The sequence below is a fragment of the Njordella calcicola genome (genome assembly GCF_056494125.1).
On record NZ_CM151396.1, the window covers coordinates 5,592,489 to 5,609,803 of the forward strand.

At 50.9% G+C, this 17,315-nt stretch carries 7 protein-coding genes; all 7 read right to left on the reverse strand.

Annotation, left to right across the window (positions count from 1 at the left end):
* Positions 1–23: 23 nt before the first annotated feature.
* Entirely contained in the window at positions 24–3,170 is a 3,147-nt protein-coding gene (locus tag SH302x_RS21605; RefSeq protein WP_479364789.1) for an efflux RND transporter permease subunit, read from the reverse strand.
* 45 nt (positions 3,171–3,215) lie between these two features.
* Entirely contained in the window at positions 3,216–4,514 is a 1,299-nt protein-coding gene (locus tag SH302x_RS21610; RefSeq protein ID WP_479364790.1) for an efflux RND transporter periplasmic adaptor subunit, read from the reverse strand.
* A 201-nt stretch (positions 4,515–4,715) separates the two neighbouring features.
* The gene (locus SH302x_RS21615) at positions 4,716–5,837 is read right to left on the reverse strand and encodes an MBL fold metallo-hydrolase (protein WP_479364791.1); all 1,122 of its coding nucleotides are present in this window, start codon (positions 5,835–5,837) and stop codon (positions 4,716–4,718) included.
* A gap of 7 nt (positions 5,838–5,844) precedes the next feature.
* Entirely contained in the window at positions 5,845–6,834 is a 990-nt protein-coding gene (locus SH302x_RS21620) for a zinc-dependent alcohol dehydrogenase family protein (RefSeq protein ID WP_479364792.1), read from the reverse strand.
* A gap of 29 nt (positions 6,835–6,863) precedes the next feature.
* Positions 6,864–8,189 (reverse strand): aminotransferase class I/II-fold pyridoxal phosphate-dependent enzyme, encoded by a 1,326-nt coding sequence (locus SH302x_RS21625; RefSeq protein ID WP_479364793.1) that lies wholly within the window; start codon positions 8,187–8,189, stop codon positions 6,864–6,866.
* 64 nt (positions 8,190–8,253) lie between these two features.
* Positions 8,254–14,598, reverse strand: a complete 6,345-nt coding sequence (locus SH302x_RS21630) for an SDR family NAD(P)-dependent oxidoreductase (RefSeq protein ID WP_479364794.1) — start codon at positions 14,596–14,598, stop codon at positions 8,254–8,256.
* A gap of 623 nt (positions 14,599–15,221) precedes the next feature.
* The gene (locus SH302x_RS21635; protein ID WP_479364795.1) at positions 15,222–16,511 is read right to left on the reverse strand and encodes an OmpP1/FadL family transporter; all 1,290 of its coding nucleotides are present in this window, start codon (positions 16,509–16,511) and stop codon (positions 15,222–15,224) included.
* Positions 16,512–17,315: the final 804 nt, after the last annotated feature.

Here is a 17,315-nt window from a genome sequence, read left to right on the forward strand (position 1 = left end):
TTTCTATCGTAGGAGTCACTGAACTAAGAAGCTTGGCTAAACTTGATTTCCGCAGCCGGTGTATCTATGTGTTCTGCCGACTTATCGACACGGCGACGAATCAGCATGTGGGTACAAGGTACAAATATCAAAGCGAGTACCGTTGCGCCTAATACACCGCCAGATATCGCAATTGCAATGGGGGGCCAGAACTCACCGCCGCCAAGAAACAGCGGCAGGAACCCCGCGATGGTTGTCATGGTCGTGGCTAACACGTGTCGCGTGTTTTGGCCAATACAAGCTGCCACGGTCGAAACATCGCGTCCAAGATGAGCGGGAATCGCGTTGAGGGCTGCAATCACGACAATCGAATCATTGACGGCGATACCAATCATGGCCATCGTCCCAACCAATGCCGTAAACCCCCAATTCATTTGGAACACCCACAAGGCCCCGATACTGTATCCGACCGCTAGACCAGCCACCAGAAACAGTAAAGCGGTCATACGGAATGAATTCAGCGAAATTACGAGTGCTGCAATCATCAAGGTGAATAGAATCACGCCATTAGCTACCAGGCTTCCAACCGCTTCATCTCGTTCTGCTTCGGCGCCAGCGTAGCGAATGTTGTAACCAGGCGGCAACTGAAAACCAGATGCTTTCAGTTTTCGCTGGAAATCTTTCTGGACTGTTGCCGGCAATACACCCGCACGAATATACCCAGAGACTTCGTTCATTCTCACCCGATTCAGTCTACTGATGCTAGCAGCCTCAGATGATAACTCTATCTTTGAGATAGCACTGATCGGAACAGCTTGGTACCGCTGCGGGTTCGTTCCATCGGTAGAAGGATTGGTCGCTGACAATAAATCCATCGATGCAATACGATTGAGATCACTGCGATCGTCATTGGAAACGCGCACTCGAATCGGCAACTCTTCAGAACCTTCAAGAATCGATCCGCCTGTTACCCCTTCCAACATCATATTCAATTCGTTAGCTATCTGCGTATGATCCAATCCGACCAACCTTGCCTGTTGTTCATCGATCCTGAACTTCACTTTGGGAAGTGAGTTAGAGTAGTCCGAACGAGTTTGCGTGACCTCTGAAGTTTGCGATAATACCAAACGAACCTGTTCGCCTAACTCCTGCAACTTATCCGCATCCGCTCCGAATATCTGGACTTCAATCGGTGCACCGAAGGGAGGGCCTTGTTCCAATTGGCGGGCGAGGCTTGCAACTGCTGGAAACTGCTGGTCCAACATTTCTTGCACGCGTCGAATCAACGCCAAAGTATCAACGTTCGGTTTGCAATCTACAATCGCTTGGCCGTACTGCGGGGAATTCTTGCGATCCGGAATAATGTTGTAGTAAAACGGTGGCGCACTCTCACCGATAAACCAAGCTACTTGCGTAATCTCATTATCCTTTAGCAATTCGGCTCGTATCTGCTTGGCTAGCAATTCCGTTTCTGCAATTGAGCCAGTGTTGGGTAACTCGATTTCGATATGAAACTGATTTCGGTCCGACGGTGGAAAGAATTGCTCAGGCAACAATCGAATTGTACTAAAGCCCAATATCGGTAGCACTAAGCAAAGGATCGACACAAACCCAGGAAATCGAAACAGCAACCGAAGAACCCATTGGTAAGCGTTGGTAAGAATTCTTGGCTTGAATCCATATCGCCACCAACTCGGGGACTTGCGATCAGCCCGCAATGTTAAGCCCGACATTGCAGAATTTATCGTTAACGCAATTGCCAACGAGCAACTAACTCCACAGATTGCAACAATCGCAATAGCTCCAACAAACTCTCCCGAAGGGCCTGGCATGATCGCAATCGGACCAAACGCCAGGATAGTGGTCAACGTTGAAGCACCTAGAGGGGCCGCAAGGAATGAAACGCTAGCGCGAATCGCTTCTAAACGCGAGTGACCTTCCGCTAACTTTTTATCTATCTCGTCGACCACAACAATGGCGTTGTCAATCATTAAACCCAACGAAAGAATTAGCCCAGTGACTGACATTTGGTTGATCGGAATCCGGAACAAGTACATCAGGAACGTGACTAGCAGACAGGACAACGGCAATGACAGGCTAACCAGCCAAGCACTGCGAAAACCCATGAGCACTGTGGTCACGACAAAGATAGCTGCAATGCCGGATAAAAAGTTCGCGAATAACACATTCATGCGTTGATCGACATATGGGTTTTGCTTGAAGACAATGTCCAATGCAATCCCAGGCGGCAAGTCGCTGCCGAAAGCTTCTAGGATCGGCTCCAAAGATTGTGTCCAATAATCTAAGCGATACTCCGCCAGCACAAAAGCTCCCAACGCAACCGCAGGTCGGTCTTCCAGCAACACCATCGAGTTGACTGGCGTACGAATGGATTTGTCGATCGTTGCAATGTCTCCCAGTTCAACGGCGTTGCCTGTCGTATTGATCTGAATAGGAATATGTGAGACACGTGTCAAAGTATCTAGTTCACCGCTTACTTCCAGCAGTAAGCTATCAGACTTGCTGCGCAATTGCCCCGCTGATACTTTGGCATCGCTAGCCAAGATCAATTGGGAAATCTTTTGAGCAGACAGTTGCAGGGACGCGGCTACTTCTGGGCGAATTGAGACCACAATCTCTTCGTCGGGGTCGCCAAAGGTGTCGACCTTCTCAGTGCCAGGTACTGCTTGAATTCCCTCTTTCAACTGTTCGGCCAAACGACGTAGCAGTGAGTATTGCACTGGCGTATCATTATCCCAACGCAAGGCAACAATTAATGCATACGCCTTGATATCTAACTCTTTAAATTCTGGTTTACTAGCCCCAGCAGGAAGATTGATTCGGGCGTCATCTAATCGATCGCGGATGCGAGACCAAACCTGCGGCGCTTCAAGTTTGGTGATACTATCTCGCAATTCGATCGTGATAAAGGATACACCTTGGCGACTGGTTGAGTTGACTTCCTTGATCTCATTGATATCGCTAAGTTTTTCTTCCACCTTATCGGTAACCAGCGACTCAACGCGTTCCGCATCCGCGCCAGGAAAAAAGGTGGTCACAGTCGCGGCACGAGGAGTGAGCAGCGGGTCTTCCATTCGTGGCAGAAGAAAGAACGCAATCGTCCCCGCCACCACAAGCAACAAGATCGCCAGAGCTAAACTGCGAGTGTTGTTATAAAAGAAGGTCTGCATAACGAATTCCTATTCCACTTATTGTTCAGGCAACGATGCCGCGTGTTACTTTGTATTTCCTGAGGTCGAAGCATCGGCATTCACAACAGGTGCCAGAACTACGGTCTGTCCTGTGGTGATCTTCTGCACGCCAGAGGTTACGACGCGTTCCCCTGCAGTAACCGCTCCGCGGATCAAGACTCGCGCGGAATCGATTTGCAATACTTCTACATCACGTCGTTCTGCCACGTGTTGAATTTGGCCCGTTGCGGTATCTTCAATTCGCGTGACGACAAAGATCGACCATAAGCCTTTAGTGCTTCGTACCAATGCCGAAACTGGCAGCCAGAACCCTGTTTGAGGCACTTTCTGCGATAGCTGCAGTTGGATAATCTGTCCTGCCGCATCGATGTTGAAGCTGTTTGAATTCGAACCAAGACTACCTTGCCCAAGACCACCTTGCATCGCCCCTTGGGGATGCGGTTGCAGTTGCAGTATCACTGTTTGCGTTCGCGTTGCTGAATCCAGTTCCGGCAAAACGGCCTTCAGGACTGCGATACGTGGTTGTCCTGCCAGCGAAAGATCGAATTGTTTTGTCGATTTCAACTCGGCGAGCATCTCTGGTGGCACTCCAATTCGAGCTTCCAATGGCGCTAGCTCAAGAATGCGATAAATCGATAACCCTGGTTGTACGATGGCGCCTTCGTCTACATGACGCAGTGCGACCACTGCAGCGTACGGGCAGACCAACTGGCTTTCGTCAAGCTGGACTTTGATGCTGTCGATCTTTGCATCGATCATCGCCAGTTGCCCTTGCTGGGCAGCAATCTGCTCTTTGCGTGTTCCTTCTTCAAGCTCCGACACAAGCTCCATCTGAACCTTCAGCTTCGCTTCTGCAGCCGCCATTTGGTGCTGCGCATCTTCAATGTCTTGCAACGAGATCGCATCCGAATTTGCAAGTCGCTTGCGTCGATTGTATGTAGATTGAGCTTGATCGCGCAACGCTTGATACTCAAGCTGCTGATGCCGGGCCGCTTCAATCGATTGACGTCGCGGTCCGGCAACTAACTCATCGAGCTTTGCGGTCGCAATGCTGCGTTCGGCTACCAAGACCTTCAGCTCTGCTTGCAAAGCCGCTGTATCCAATTCGGCCATGACTTGCCCGGCCTTAATGACATCCCCTTCATCCACGCTCAGTTTTGCAATGCGGCCGATGGTCTTGAAACCTAGATCGCTGGCACGACGAGCTGTCAATACGCCGGTAAATGACCTCGCAAGCCGCACATCGTCCTGCTCTGCGAGCACCGTGGTTTCAACAAAAGTTGTCTGCATTGCGACTTGGTCTGCCCTGCTTTCGCGAAGCATAGTTAGTGCCCCAAGTAATATGCAGGATGATAGGACTGCAAACCGACAGGCGTTTCCGATCGCTGCGTCTGCTAGCGACCTCGAGTGAGTCAAGCACTGGCGCATGAATGGGTAAACCTCTTTGAGTTTGGCGGGGCTGTTAGTTTGCATGATTGTTTTTTGACGCATGATGAGCAATCGGGACGATGACTAAGATGAGGATCAAGCCGAAATGAAGTGGGGGGGGCGTACGGTCCCACGAGAACGACTCCACAGATAATGTTGGCCAACCAGAACGCGTTGAACTTTGCCTTGATTGAGCAAATGATTCAGCAAGCCTACCGTTTCAGCGACCAGGACGGATCGTTCCGCTGGCAACAGGCTTCTGCGATAGACCGCGGTCAGACAGTCAACGGCAGTCCGTGGTGTTGAAAGATATTCGAGCAAGCGGTCAAGAAGTAGGCTCACATTGTCGATCAACTGCTCGCACCGTTTACGCGCTCCTTTGAATGGTAACCCGTGCCCTGGCAGCACCAGCGTTTCTTCACAGGAAATCGCACTTAACTTACGGCAACTGTCGATCCACTCCGTGACCAAGTCTGCATCGGGCTCGCTGGGATGGACGCTGAGGTTCGGAGAAATACTGGGCAGTAATTGGTCACCCACGATGGCAATCAGATCGTTGGACCACAGCGTCGCGTGTTCAGCCGCATGGCCATGACCTATATGGACGGTCCACATCCGTTTGCCGATCTTGATCGTTTCAGATTCCTGGATTCGTTTGTAAGCCCTTGGCATCGCGCAAACCAATTGAGGATAATCGCTTGGCCTTCGTCGGCGATAGGCTTCGATTTCCATAGCGGGTAAGCCTGCTCGCTGTAAAAATTCGACTTGCTCTTGCGAAGGGACACTGCGGTCATCTGTTTGAAGCAAACATGCTTGTAGCCAACAGGTTCGCGTTGCAACCAAGCGAGCTCCCGCCTGCGCGATCAACCCCGCTAGGCCAATGTGATCAGGGTGGAAGTGTGTGCACAGAACACGATTGATTTTCTTGTCGGCCAACGCGGGATTGGCCAACGCGGTATCAAGGGCCGCGATGCACGCCGCAGTATTGCTGCCTGTATCCACGAGCGTCAAACTTTGATCGTCCTCCAACAAATAGGCATTCACGTGGTCTTGAATTCCATCTAATGGAAGCCGAATCCACCAGATTCCGTCGGCCACGAAGCAAACTTCACCTGCTTGCGGAGCCGTATCAAATACTGGTTTCACCAGTTCATAGTTTGGACTTTGCAGGCTGTGAACGGGACTGGCGTCTTGGACCTCACGAGGACTGTTATACATCTTGGCTTCATCCCCTCTTGGATACCGTGACGATAACTTTGCCTGACCGACCGCGCTGTTCTGCGCGGTGAAGGGCTTCGTTGATCGAGTCAATGTTATAAACAGAATCGACTCGCATCTGCAGCGTGCCTTCGCTCAGGTATGAGCACAAGTGGTCATACAGTTGATTGCGTTGCTCAAGCTTTAGTCGGTTAAGCGTCTTGGAAAGCCAGAAACCAACTAACGAGATATTGTGAAAGATGGTTTGGTCAGGATGGATCATGCAGGGTTCGGCAGACAGCATCCCGTAATTTACGACGGTACCACCGTCGGCCAAACAGGCTGCCATGGTTGCCGTGCCTGGTCCCGCCACTGCATCGGCTGCTAAATGAATCGATTCACAGCCTGCAATGGTTTTTAGTTTGGCTGGCAGGTCTTCCGTGTGCTCGAAAACTAGGTCACCGCCGCACTTGGTCACCTCTTCCTTCTGTGATTCCTGGCGTACGAGGTTTACTGTCTTATAGCCTTTCAACGCGGCTAACTGCATGATGCATTGACCAACGCTGCCCAGTGGAGCGGTCTGGATCAGCCAATCTCCCGCTTGCAATTCTGCGTAGTTGTCAAGTATCATCAATGCGGTCGCTGGATTGACCTTTAACATCGATAACTGAATCGGATCGATATCCAAGGGCACTTTATGAACCGTGGTAGCCGCCACCTTGCGACGCTCGGCCCAGTTGTTATTGGCAAGCATGATCACTCGATCGCCAACCTCGAGGTTCTGAACCGAAGAGCCCGCCGCGGATACGATCCCAACGGCTTCCATACCAATGGTGGCTGGCAGCTTTGGCAAAACTCCATATCGACCTGAAAGCATTGCCAGATCGGCAACATTAATGGGAAATGCTTCGATATCGACGACCACTTCCCACGCTGCAGGTGCGCCGACATCCGGGACATCGACGCAACGAGCCACAGCGCTGGGCTGACCAAATTTTGCGATTTGAATCTGTTTCATGATCTTGTTGCGACGCATGGACTGCGAGCTTAAATCACTCCCTTGGACGGTGGCGCTTGTTGTATCTTCTTCGCCACGCAATCGACGGTGTAGTCAATTTGCTGTTGGGTATGATTCGTGTTTAGAAAGAAGCGGAGACGCGATTTGTCGCGAGGTACGATGGGGTACATCATCGGGAAAGAGCAGATCCCAGCATCAAAAAGCTGTATCGATAGCCAAAGTGCAACTTCGGAATCACGTGTCATGATGGGCACGACGCCAGAGTCTTTGCTGTTGTAGGTGTCGAGGCCAGCCGCTTTCGCCTTTTCAATAAAATACGCGGCATTAGCTTGGACGCGCTGCGCACGCTCTGGCTCATCCTGCATCAATTGCAATGTTCGCAACCCTGCGGCGGTGTTGGCTGGAGTGGGCGACGCACCATACAGCAATACTCCGGGAGCATAATTTTTGAGGATTGCGATCAACGGCTTGTCACCCGCGACGTAACCTCCACAAGTGCCAAAAGCCTTGCTCATCGACCCGTACAGAATGTCGATCTCTTTACCGGAGATATTGAAGTAATCCACTACGCCCAAGCCGCGTGGACCAATGATCCCCATCGAGTGTGCTTCATCAACCATCAGTAAAGCCTTATGGCGTTTCTTGATCTCAATCAGTCTTGGCACATCAGGAATATCTCCGTCCATGCTATAAACACCTTCGACTAAAATGAACACGCGTTCGTACTTGTCGCGATGTGTTGCTAGCAGTTTTTCCAATGCGTCATAGTCATTGTGAGGAAAACTGAAACGACGAGCGGTCGTCATCTTGCAGCCAGTCAATGCAGAGTTGTGAATCAATTCATCATAAATGATAAGATCTTGCGAACGGCATAAGTATCCGATCGTAAACGCGTTGGTGCTGTAGCCACCTACGGAAACAACGGCATCCTCAGTATCCAAGACTTTAGAGATCTCGCGTTCGAATTCTTGGTGCAGGTCGACTTCACCGGTAATCGACCGCCCCGAACCAGTGCTGGTACCAAAATCATCGATGGCTTTCTTCGCGAAGTCTTTAACGCGTGGGTCACAAGCGAGCGCCAGATAGTTGTAGCTAGAGAAGTTTATAAGCTCCCGTCCCTCAAGCGTAACCGTCGCATCGGAAGAGCCGACATGCTTCAAGAACTGATTGCGAGTATATTTTTGTTTGTCGTAGTACCACTCCATCGTTGTAAAATCCTTGTACTCTGGGAAGAGTGCAAAATCGTAATACGATGGTTGGACAGGCTTTGAACTAGGCTCTTTCGCGGCAGAACCGTCGTTGGTGCCCAGTGACATACCTTTTTTTAAGCGATCAAAACTGGATTTAAAGTTCATGGTGGAAACTCCCGTAAGTAAACTACAGTTCAAAATGGTTCAAACAGCGAGGCGGTTGTTTTCGCTAAGCGGTCAAGGCAAGTGAATCCGCCATGCCTAGGGTCTTTAGCGACTTGGCCGCAAGAGTTCGAATGGTCGTATCGCCGATCAGTTCCAAGATTGAGATACTGAGTCCTAGTTGACTGTCTAGCAACATTTGGATCTCGGTCGCCATCAGTGAATCAACTCCCAATTGGTTGATCGCTTTGTCCATAGGAATGTTGGCTGGATCCGCTTTCAGAACTGCGGCTACAATCTCGGTGATGAGACTGGCAAGCAATTCCACTTGATCGACTGGATCTAGCTTTTGCAGTTCCTCGATCAGCGCATCCCGCGTCGATGAGTCTTGGCCTTGCGAATCGGCAGCGATCAAACCAGCAAAGCGTGGTGACTTGCCTCCTCGGGTTTCAAATCGCGCCCAATCATTCCAGTTGGTGATGACGGTGACACCGAACTGAGTGACCCTGCGTGCCAGGCCTTGCTTCAGCAACATCAAACCTTCCTCGGAGTTGATGCCGCGTAAACCTGTGTAACGCAAGAACTGCTCGAGCTTCTCGTCTTGTGCTACGACGCCGACATCTGCGATGGCCCCCCAGTTGACACTCGTACCAGGCAATCCAGCGAGTTGTCGCAGATGCGATAGGCCATTCAGGAATCCATTGGCGGCGCTGTATGCAGACTGACGACTGTTACCAACTAAATTCGCGACCGATGAGTACAACACGAAGTGATCTAGTTGCAGATGTTCGGAAAGCTTGTGCAAGTTCCAAGCACCCAACGCCTTGCTTCGCATTACTTTCTGAAAGGTCACTTGATCCATCTCGGCAATCGGCTGATCAATGATCAACGCACCCGAGTGGAAAATGCCCTTAAGCGGCGGCAGCGTTTCTTGAATCTCTTGAAACAGGCTGGCCAACGAGTGGTAGTCGGCAGTATCGCAAGCGGCGGCAACAATCGTTGCTCCGCGAGACTGCAACTTGGCCACAAAAGCTTTTCGATCATCATTGTCAGCACCAGTTCGGCCAGTTAATACAATGGTCTTGGCACCGTTGTCGATCAACCATTCCGCCGTCTTTTGTCCAAATCCACCAAAGCCGCCAGTGATTAAGTAAGTCGCTGCGGGCGAGAAGCGAAGATTCTCCGACTGTACGACAGGTAAATCGCCGCCGGCAGTGTTGTAGTTCAGCACGATTTGCGCGGCCGCATCCCCCAGCGGCAGCTTGCGCCAGGCTAGATCTGCAATCGATACTTCAAGATATGGTTCCGCCGTGAAATCGCGACACTTGAACAGACCGATCGCTTCCGAAATGGCATCCGCAAAGGCAACTTCATCGTGCAACATCACTTGATAATCACAACGCGAGATGCCTGAAACTGTGCTTGGTAAATTGACGGGCCCGGCCTGAAGGTCAAGGTCAATGACATGTCCGCCGACGGTGAGCATGCTGAGATCAAAAGTCACCTGCCAAGCTGACATCGGAACAGCCACGATATCAAATCCACGACCACTGGTTTCCAACTGGACTGCCTCAGCAAGGCCTAGCGGACAAGCAGAGTAGATCGGGAACTCTTTGAGAATTTCGTCCTCCGTATCCATCTTCTGGTCGACTAGCAATGAAACGTGGTAACCTGAACGGCGCAGAGTCCGGGCAACGGTTTTGCCAAAACGTGAAGCCAGGACAAGCGCCGACTTTGGACTGTTGGAAGGGACTTTATCAATCGCGAATTTTGCTCGTGTTTGATTTCCAATCCAGCTAGTTAAAGCTGCAGCGTCAATCTGTTCGTCGATTTCGACGATGTGAAAATCATTGCGAAGTCCAATGAGATGACTTGATAACTCCTTGGGTGCGAAACCGCAAACGCGAGTGCCTGGTTTTAGATCGAGGACGTTTGCGCCAACACGCAATACTCGACCGACGATCTCAATCACGGGTTGGTCAATGCTATCGTTAGCGGGACTTCGCAGCAGATCAACAGGAATAATCGTGGACTCGACACGAACCAAGATATCGTCATCGCCCAACTCGCAAGCGTCCGCTTGGACAACGCGCGCCGTCCCGACGCTTTCGAACTCGGGCCTCAAAGACCGAATAAGTACTGGAGCGTCATCGGTCAGCATGCTTTGCACGATCGAATCCGACGATAGCAGATCGCTATCGACCAGTTCGCTTTGCAACCGCAGCGCGCCACGCAATGCGACTTCATCCTGATCTGCGTCGCAGATTAGCTCCAGCACCGCGTTCTCGATCGCTTGAGCCGAAATGCGGCTAGGCAGATCGATGGAACTGAATCGAAAGCTGTCTAGTTCGTTGTATGCAACGCGGACAAAACCGTTGACGGCAGCTTGAGCAGCCTGAATCGAAGTATCAAAATCCTTGATCGCAAATGCATTTTGGGTCATCACGTAAATGCGAGGTTTGCGTTCGATCTCTTTCGCAATTAAAGCCTGCGTGATAGTAAAGATCTCTGCAATCGATTTCTCACCAGTCGGGTCCGCAGACTCATTGGTGGAAGTCAGCCCGTTCAAGAAAAGGACTCCATCTAGTTCGCCGACATCATCGAACATGCGTATCGCATCTTCGACACTAGCAGATCGCAGTGTGAATTCACCGTCATGGCACTTGTAGCCTTCACCGAAGATGGCTTGCCCCACAATGGTCGCACCGTAACCCTGCATTTGCTCAATCAAGTCGTCAGAAATCTTTGCGTCTTTGCCGATCACCAGCCAGTGGCCAAGTCGTTTTGGCTCATTGAGTGACTCGCAGAACTTCCAGTCGTAGGCCAGGATTTGCCGTTTGACGGGATCTCCCCAATTGTCGACTCGCTCACGTTTTGATGCGGCGGTCAGTCGCATCGAACGCAGGGTGGCAACTACGTTTCCTTGATCGTCTGTCAAGGTCAAATGGCATTCGATGGTTCGAGTTGTCCGCTCCACACATTCGCTGTAACACCACAGCGTGCTTGGCAGATTGCGTTGGTATACGCACAATTCCCGAAAGCCAGTTGGCAAATAAGTAGTGTCCGAATCCTTGAGCATCAGCATCAGTGACTGGAAGCATGCATCCAGCAACGTCGGATGTAAGCAATACTGATCAAGATTGTCGGTTAGCTCAGGCATCATTTCTAGACGAGCCAGAACGACATCCGCTTTTGTATTAGTGCTCAGACGCTTTACCGATTGAAACGCGGGACCGTAGCTCAATCCGATTTGATCCAGGTTCTTGTAGAAAGCACTGATGTCTTCTGTATTCGGCATGCGATCTTGCAGCAGATTCAGATCCAGCCAACCTTCTTCGAACATCTGCAAGCCAGAAAGGTTCGCAGTCAAATGTACCTGACCGGTTCCCAAGCGACCATTTTCCAAGCTGCGAATGGTCGCTTGCCGAGTGAACGGATCGTAGGACGTCACACAATCAAGCCCACGTTCGGCATTGATGATCATGGGGGCCAAGATCTGGACGTTGCGGATCGCGTAACCTTTGGCCGAATCCCCACAGTGAATGGACGCCAGTTCCAGCAACGCTTCGATGTAACCAGCCGCTGGCAGGATGGGTACGCCTGATACCACGTGATCGCGAAGATACAGCATCGGTTCATGATCGAAATCGTTTCGATAAGCTGGCACGCCCGGTGCTTCTTGAATCCCAAGCATTGGGTAATCAATACTAGCGATGCGATCTTGTTTAGCGCGATCGTTCTCATTCCAAAAGAACTCGCGTTGCCAAGCATAATTGGGCAGCGGAATGTATTTCCCATCAGCAGCATAGACCGACCAATCTATATCGCAGCCATTCGCGTAAACGCTCATCATGCCGCGTTGCAGAGTTTCCTGTTCAGGCATATTGCGTCGCAAGGTGAATGCCTGGCGACAATCCTTGCCAGCTTGCTTGATGCAATCACGAAGTGAAGTGGCCAACACCGGATGGGGGCCGACCTCTAAAAAGTTGTTGTAGCCATCCTCCAGCAGCGACTGAATCGCAGTCGCAAATTCGACGGGCTGCCGAACATTCAACGGCCAATAGTCCGCTCCGTACGCAACCTCTTCAACGCGTTTACCTGTCACGGTGGAATAGAGCGGAACGCTTGGCAGTGAAGGCTGTACTTTGCTCAGGACCGACCTCAGGTCATCCATGATGGGATCCATCATGGGGCTATGGTACGGCACTTCTACTTCCAAATGCTTGTTGAAAATGTTCTCGCGAGTTAGCTCCATCGCGATATCAACCAAAGCATCTTTGTTACCTGCAATCGTGATATTGCCAGGGCCGTTGACCGCGGCGATAGAAACTTGGCCAGCATAGGACGCAATACGTGACTCAATCCGGTCACGGCTAAGCCCAACGGCCAACATCCCGCCCATTCCCTTGCAAGTTGCTTGCAGTCGACTGCGGTGATACGCCACTTGCATGGCATCCGCCAGTGACAGGACACCTCCAAAGTAAGCAGAAGCCAGTTCGCCTACAGAGTGACCGACGACCGCTCCTGGGAAGATGCCTGCTGCATTCAAGCATGCGGTCAAACCAATCTGGACAATCAAGTTGGCGGGCTGAGCAAACTCAGTCCTGGTGATTTGTGACTCTTCTTCGTTCTTGAGCATCTCTTGCAAGATCGAGAAACCTGCAACTCGTTGAAACTCTGCATCCGCAGTTTCCACTGCCGTTCGATAGGTCTTGTTTTGTTGATATAATTCTTGCCCCATCGCCCACCATTGTGGCCCCATACCGGTATATACAAACACGGGCTTGCGAATCCCGGTGAAAGGAGCCGTACCACGGACGGCGTTGGGTGACTCGCGCTTTTCTGCTACGGCCAACAATGCTTCTCGCAACTCAGCGCGGTTGCGACCGCTGACCATGGCACGGTTCGAAAGATGAGCTCGATGGCGCGTCGCAGAATAGACGATATCTCTCAAGTCGATCTCGCTGTCCAGTAGCTGAGCGTAGCGTGCAGCGGTTTCTTCAACGGCTTTATCGCTACGAGCCGAAAGCGGCAACACGATAGTTGTCGTCGGAACAATTTGACTGTCTTGGGATGAAACAGGTTGGTCAGTGGATATGGCAGCAGGAATAGCTTCCAGAATGGCATGCGCGTTGGTGCCGCCATAACCAAAGGAATTGACCGCGATGCGCAGTGGCTCGCTAGTCGGTAGATCAATGAGCTCATCGGAGACTCGAACATGCAAATCTGCTAATGGGATCGATGGATTCAAAGTTTGCAGATTTGCGATCGGAGTTGTTTGTCGATGCAACAAGGTCAGCGTAGCTTTGATAATCCCAGCTACACCCGCAGCCGCTTCGAGGTGTCCGATGTTGCTTTTGATCGAACCCACAATCACCGGCGACAGTCCATTGGCCTTACGTGCCGCGCCATAAGTAGCTCCAATCGCGCTGGTCTCTGTTGGGTCGCCAATGGCAGTTCCTGTCCCGTGGCATTCGACATACGAAATGCTGCTTGGATCGATATGATGTGAAGTGCAAACCGATTCGATCAACGCTCGCTGGGCTTCACCGCTGGGCATAGAAATACCAGGCGTTCGCCCATCTTGGTTGCTGCCCGTCGCGAGCACTGTAGCCAAAATTTGATCACCGGCCGCGATCGCTTGGTCCAACGGTTTAAGCAGCACGATGCCGGCGCCTTCACCGCGACCGTAACCATCGCCACGTTGATCGAAACTCTTGCATTCCCCGTCGCGAGACAAGAATTGTCCTTTACACATCCCCATCGGGTATTCAGGTCGCAACATCACGTTGGAACCGCCGACGATCGCCATCTCGGTACGATGGTTCCAGAGATCCTGGCAAGCGTAATGGAAAGCAACCAACGATGATGAACAGGCCGTATCGATGGATAGGCTGGGGCCACGCAAGTCAAAAGTATGTGAAATACGATTGGATAACATGGTCATCATCATCCCAGCAGCGGTATTTTGATTGATCGCGGAACGATTGGCTGCCGACATCTGGGTAATCATGTGGTCAAGCATGAAGCCGCCAACGTAAACACCCACTTGCCGTCCTGCATAGTCCGGCAATATCAAGCCCGAGTTCTCGAAAGCTTCCCACACGACTTCCAGCAATAGCCGTTGCTGCGGGTCCATGTTTTCTGCATCACGCGGTGAGATACCAAAGAAATTCGCATCAAATTTCGTGATATCCTGAGTCAAAAAGCCTCCACGACGGATATACGATTTGCCTTTTGCGATTGGATTCGATGAATAGTAACGCTCTTTGGTCCAGCGATCCGCAGGTACTGAGTCGATAGCACTGAAGCGATTTTTCAACGCATTCCACAAAGCCTCAATATTCTCGAGCCCTTTGGGAAAGCGACATGCCATGCCAACAATTGCAATTGGTTTTAGTTCGCCACTCAAGTTTCTATTCCTTAGCTGTACTCTGCGTAACGTATTCGAACAGACCGATCTGTTCCAAATGAAGTTGAGGTAAACGCAGTTACCTACCAAGCAATCCGATGACCGAGCGACGAGTCGGGACAGGTAGAACAAAATCCCACTCGTATTTCAAGAAAATGATCGGTCCATGATCAGCTACAAAGCTCACAACCGTTAAAGGCAATACCGCTCAAGGAAGCTGGTTAACGATAGTGGATTGGCTACAGATCCTGCATCAAGGAGAGGTCAGAAACTCCACTACAACTGATGGAACGGTACCGCCGTTATTGGTGTAGTTCGAGGTGCAGAGGGCACATTGCAGCAAGGCAATTTGAGACATCGCGCATTAAGAAATGCACGAAGAAAATATTGTCCGAGCTGAAATAAATCCGGACATTGACGGGACTGCACGAAGAATGCCGACGTTGGTCAGCAGTGGAAAAATCAATCACAGAGTCGGATTCAAGCCAACTGCGAATCGAAACTTTTCTTAATACTCAGCTCACAAATAGGACGTTGATTAAGTGCACGTCATTCGCCGGTTTTCCTGCGGCCCTCGTCTTAAAACGCCCTCTTAGGATAGTCGGCACGGCGAGGAAAAAATGCTAGAGCGTCAAGCTACACCACTGATTCGCCGCTCCAGTTCCTCCACATGCGCCACGTCCAAAGCGCCAGGTTAAACCACCGCCAATCCAATAACTCTGAACTGAGGTACTGGTGAAATCACCATGCTGTTCCGAATCCTTGAACATGCCGCCCGCCATCAAGTCCACATCCATTCCTGGCAGGACATCTTGCACACCAACCCCGGCCGATATTCGATTTTGAGCCGTGACTGCAAGTAAACCCTGTGTGTAGCGTACCGCCCGAATGCCACCTGGTTCAACCACACCGCCGATCGACGGTCCCGGGGCCTGATCCATGGGATTCTGTGCCCACACATAACCTCCTCGGAAACGATATCTACCAACCGACAACTGGCTTCCAATCTGGACAACAAATTGGTTGTCATAAACTACGTCAAACGTTTCCGTGTTATCCCACAACTTGTAAAGCAGATCGACACCTAGCAGCAATCGACCGTCCATCAAGGCGCTGTTAGCAAAACCCAAGCCTAGGTTTTCAGGCATGTCTAGTTTTACATCCTGAGTGATATCAAATGGTCCGTTGTTGAAAACAAATCCATTGTCAAAGTTGAACTTCTGCTTCGTCTGGTAATAACCACCCACTGTGTTGAAATCATTGAGCTTGTAATTCGTTCCCAGTGTGCCACGCAATCCGTAATCCATAGTCATGCTGCTTGCGCCAACGAAAGGGAAGTCATATATTCCGATGCCCAAGGCTGCCGACGTCCCGATAGACCATCTGTCAGTAAGGTCGATGCCCAGCGACACAGGCAATGAGAATACGAAAAGGCCGCTACTGGTACCATTGCTCTCCGGAACATCTGTGTAGTTCACTAGCGCACCACTTGTCGTCACAAAGCCGATACCTAATGTGGCTGGCAAGCCGAGTTCGCTAAGATCTTGCGAGACTCCAATGTTCGCGACAGCCGAGCCCGGTGCAGAAGATGTTGCTGAAAACGGCTCGACAAACGGTGGCCCTGCAAAAGGGATGTTTCCAGTCTGACTTTGACTCATGGTCGCCTCGGCCCATGCGCCGCTGAAGGTGAACTGCGTCCCTTGAAACTGCGTCAACGCCGCCGGATTGCCATTCACTGCAGACAAAAAGTCTTGTGGGCGAGCAATGCTCACACCGCCCATTGCGCCGGAGGCTGGCATAAGTGTGTTGTGCAGTTCAACACCGAATGTCTGAGCGTGCGCGGAGCGATGTCCGAATAATAGTGCTCCAGCAACCAACACACCGCCTAAGCCGAATCGAAATGTAAAGTGCATTTTGGGCGACCTTGTTCGTACTCACTCATCAGCGAAACCGTCGAAATATATCGAATGAAAATGCTACCGCATGTAAACGTTTCTCGGTAATTACGCAAACTCGAATGCAAATTGGCAACTATTTCCTTGCTAGCAAATTCATGAATACAGCCCGTCCTGAAGTGCGGTTGGAACTCGGTAAGATTTGTTCCGGTCCAATCGTTAACACCGTCACAACTACTTCAGCTAAACCAATCGGACTATTTCTTCCGATAGTTATTCTGAATCATTGTGTTGAGGTCTGAACCGGCGTGAGAGCTAACTGAGTCGGCCGATAGCAACGCGGAGTTAACAGAGCGGCCGCAATTCGCGCAAGACGAATACTTCGCAGGTTACGACAATGGGATTTTTATTCGTCCTAGAGACATGGCCAAGTCTCCTTATTCCATGCGGGTGAATTTTCAGAATACCAGCCGCTACACGTCATTTGAGGGCAGCGCATCTTCACGGACCGATAGTTCTGGAAACACTGTTCTAATCGTAGACTGCAGTGACTTTGCGCTAACGCGGGGAAGAATGTCTCTTGCCGGCGACACCTTAATGCCGACGTCGAATCTTTCATTTCCTTGACCATGCCAACCGTCAAGGTGCGCTGTTCGAGGTATCTCCGGGAGATTAGAAAGAATCTTGCATCAATCGCAATTGATGCAGTACTAGTCACATCTCGTTGGTTTTAGCCTACGACCGATCGCATGCTGCGCGTTCACCCGAAGAATTCTTCGGTTTTTGGACTCAAATACCACTACCGACACGTGGCCGAAACAT

What these genes read in the sequence shown, in the direction of transcription:
- SH302x_RS21605 (WP_479364789.1), bottom strand. Translation starts at nt 3,170, where the DNA reads ATGCAGACCTTCTTTTATAACAACACTCGCAGTTTAGCTCTGGCGATC.
- SH302x_RS21610 (WP_479364790.1), bottom strand. Translation starts at nt 4,514, where the DNA reads ATGCTTCGCGAAAGCAGGGCAGACCAAGTCGCAATGCAGACAACTTTT.
- SH302x_RS21625 (WP_479364793.1), bottom strand. Translation starts at nt 8,189, where the DNA reads ATGAACTTTAAATCCAGTTTTGATCGCTTAAAAAAAGGTATGTCACTG.
- SH302x_RS21620 (WP_479364792.1), bottom strand. Translation starts at nt 6,834, where the DNA reads ATGAAACAGATTCAAATCGCAAAATTTGGTCAGCCCAGCGCTGTGGCT.
- SH302x_RS21615 (WP_479364791.1), bottom strand. Translation starts at nt 5,837, where the DNA reads ATGTATAACAGTCCTCGTGAGGTCCAAGACGCCAGTCCCGTTCACAGC.
- SH302x_RS21635 (WP_479364795.1), bottom strand. Translation starts at nt 16,511, where the DNA reads ATGCACTTTACATTTCGATTCGGCTTAGGCGGTGTGTTGGTTGCTGGA.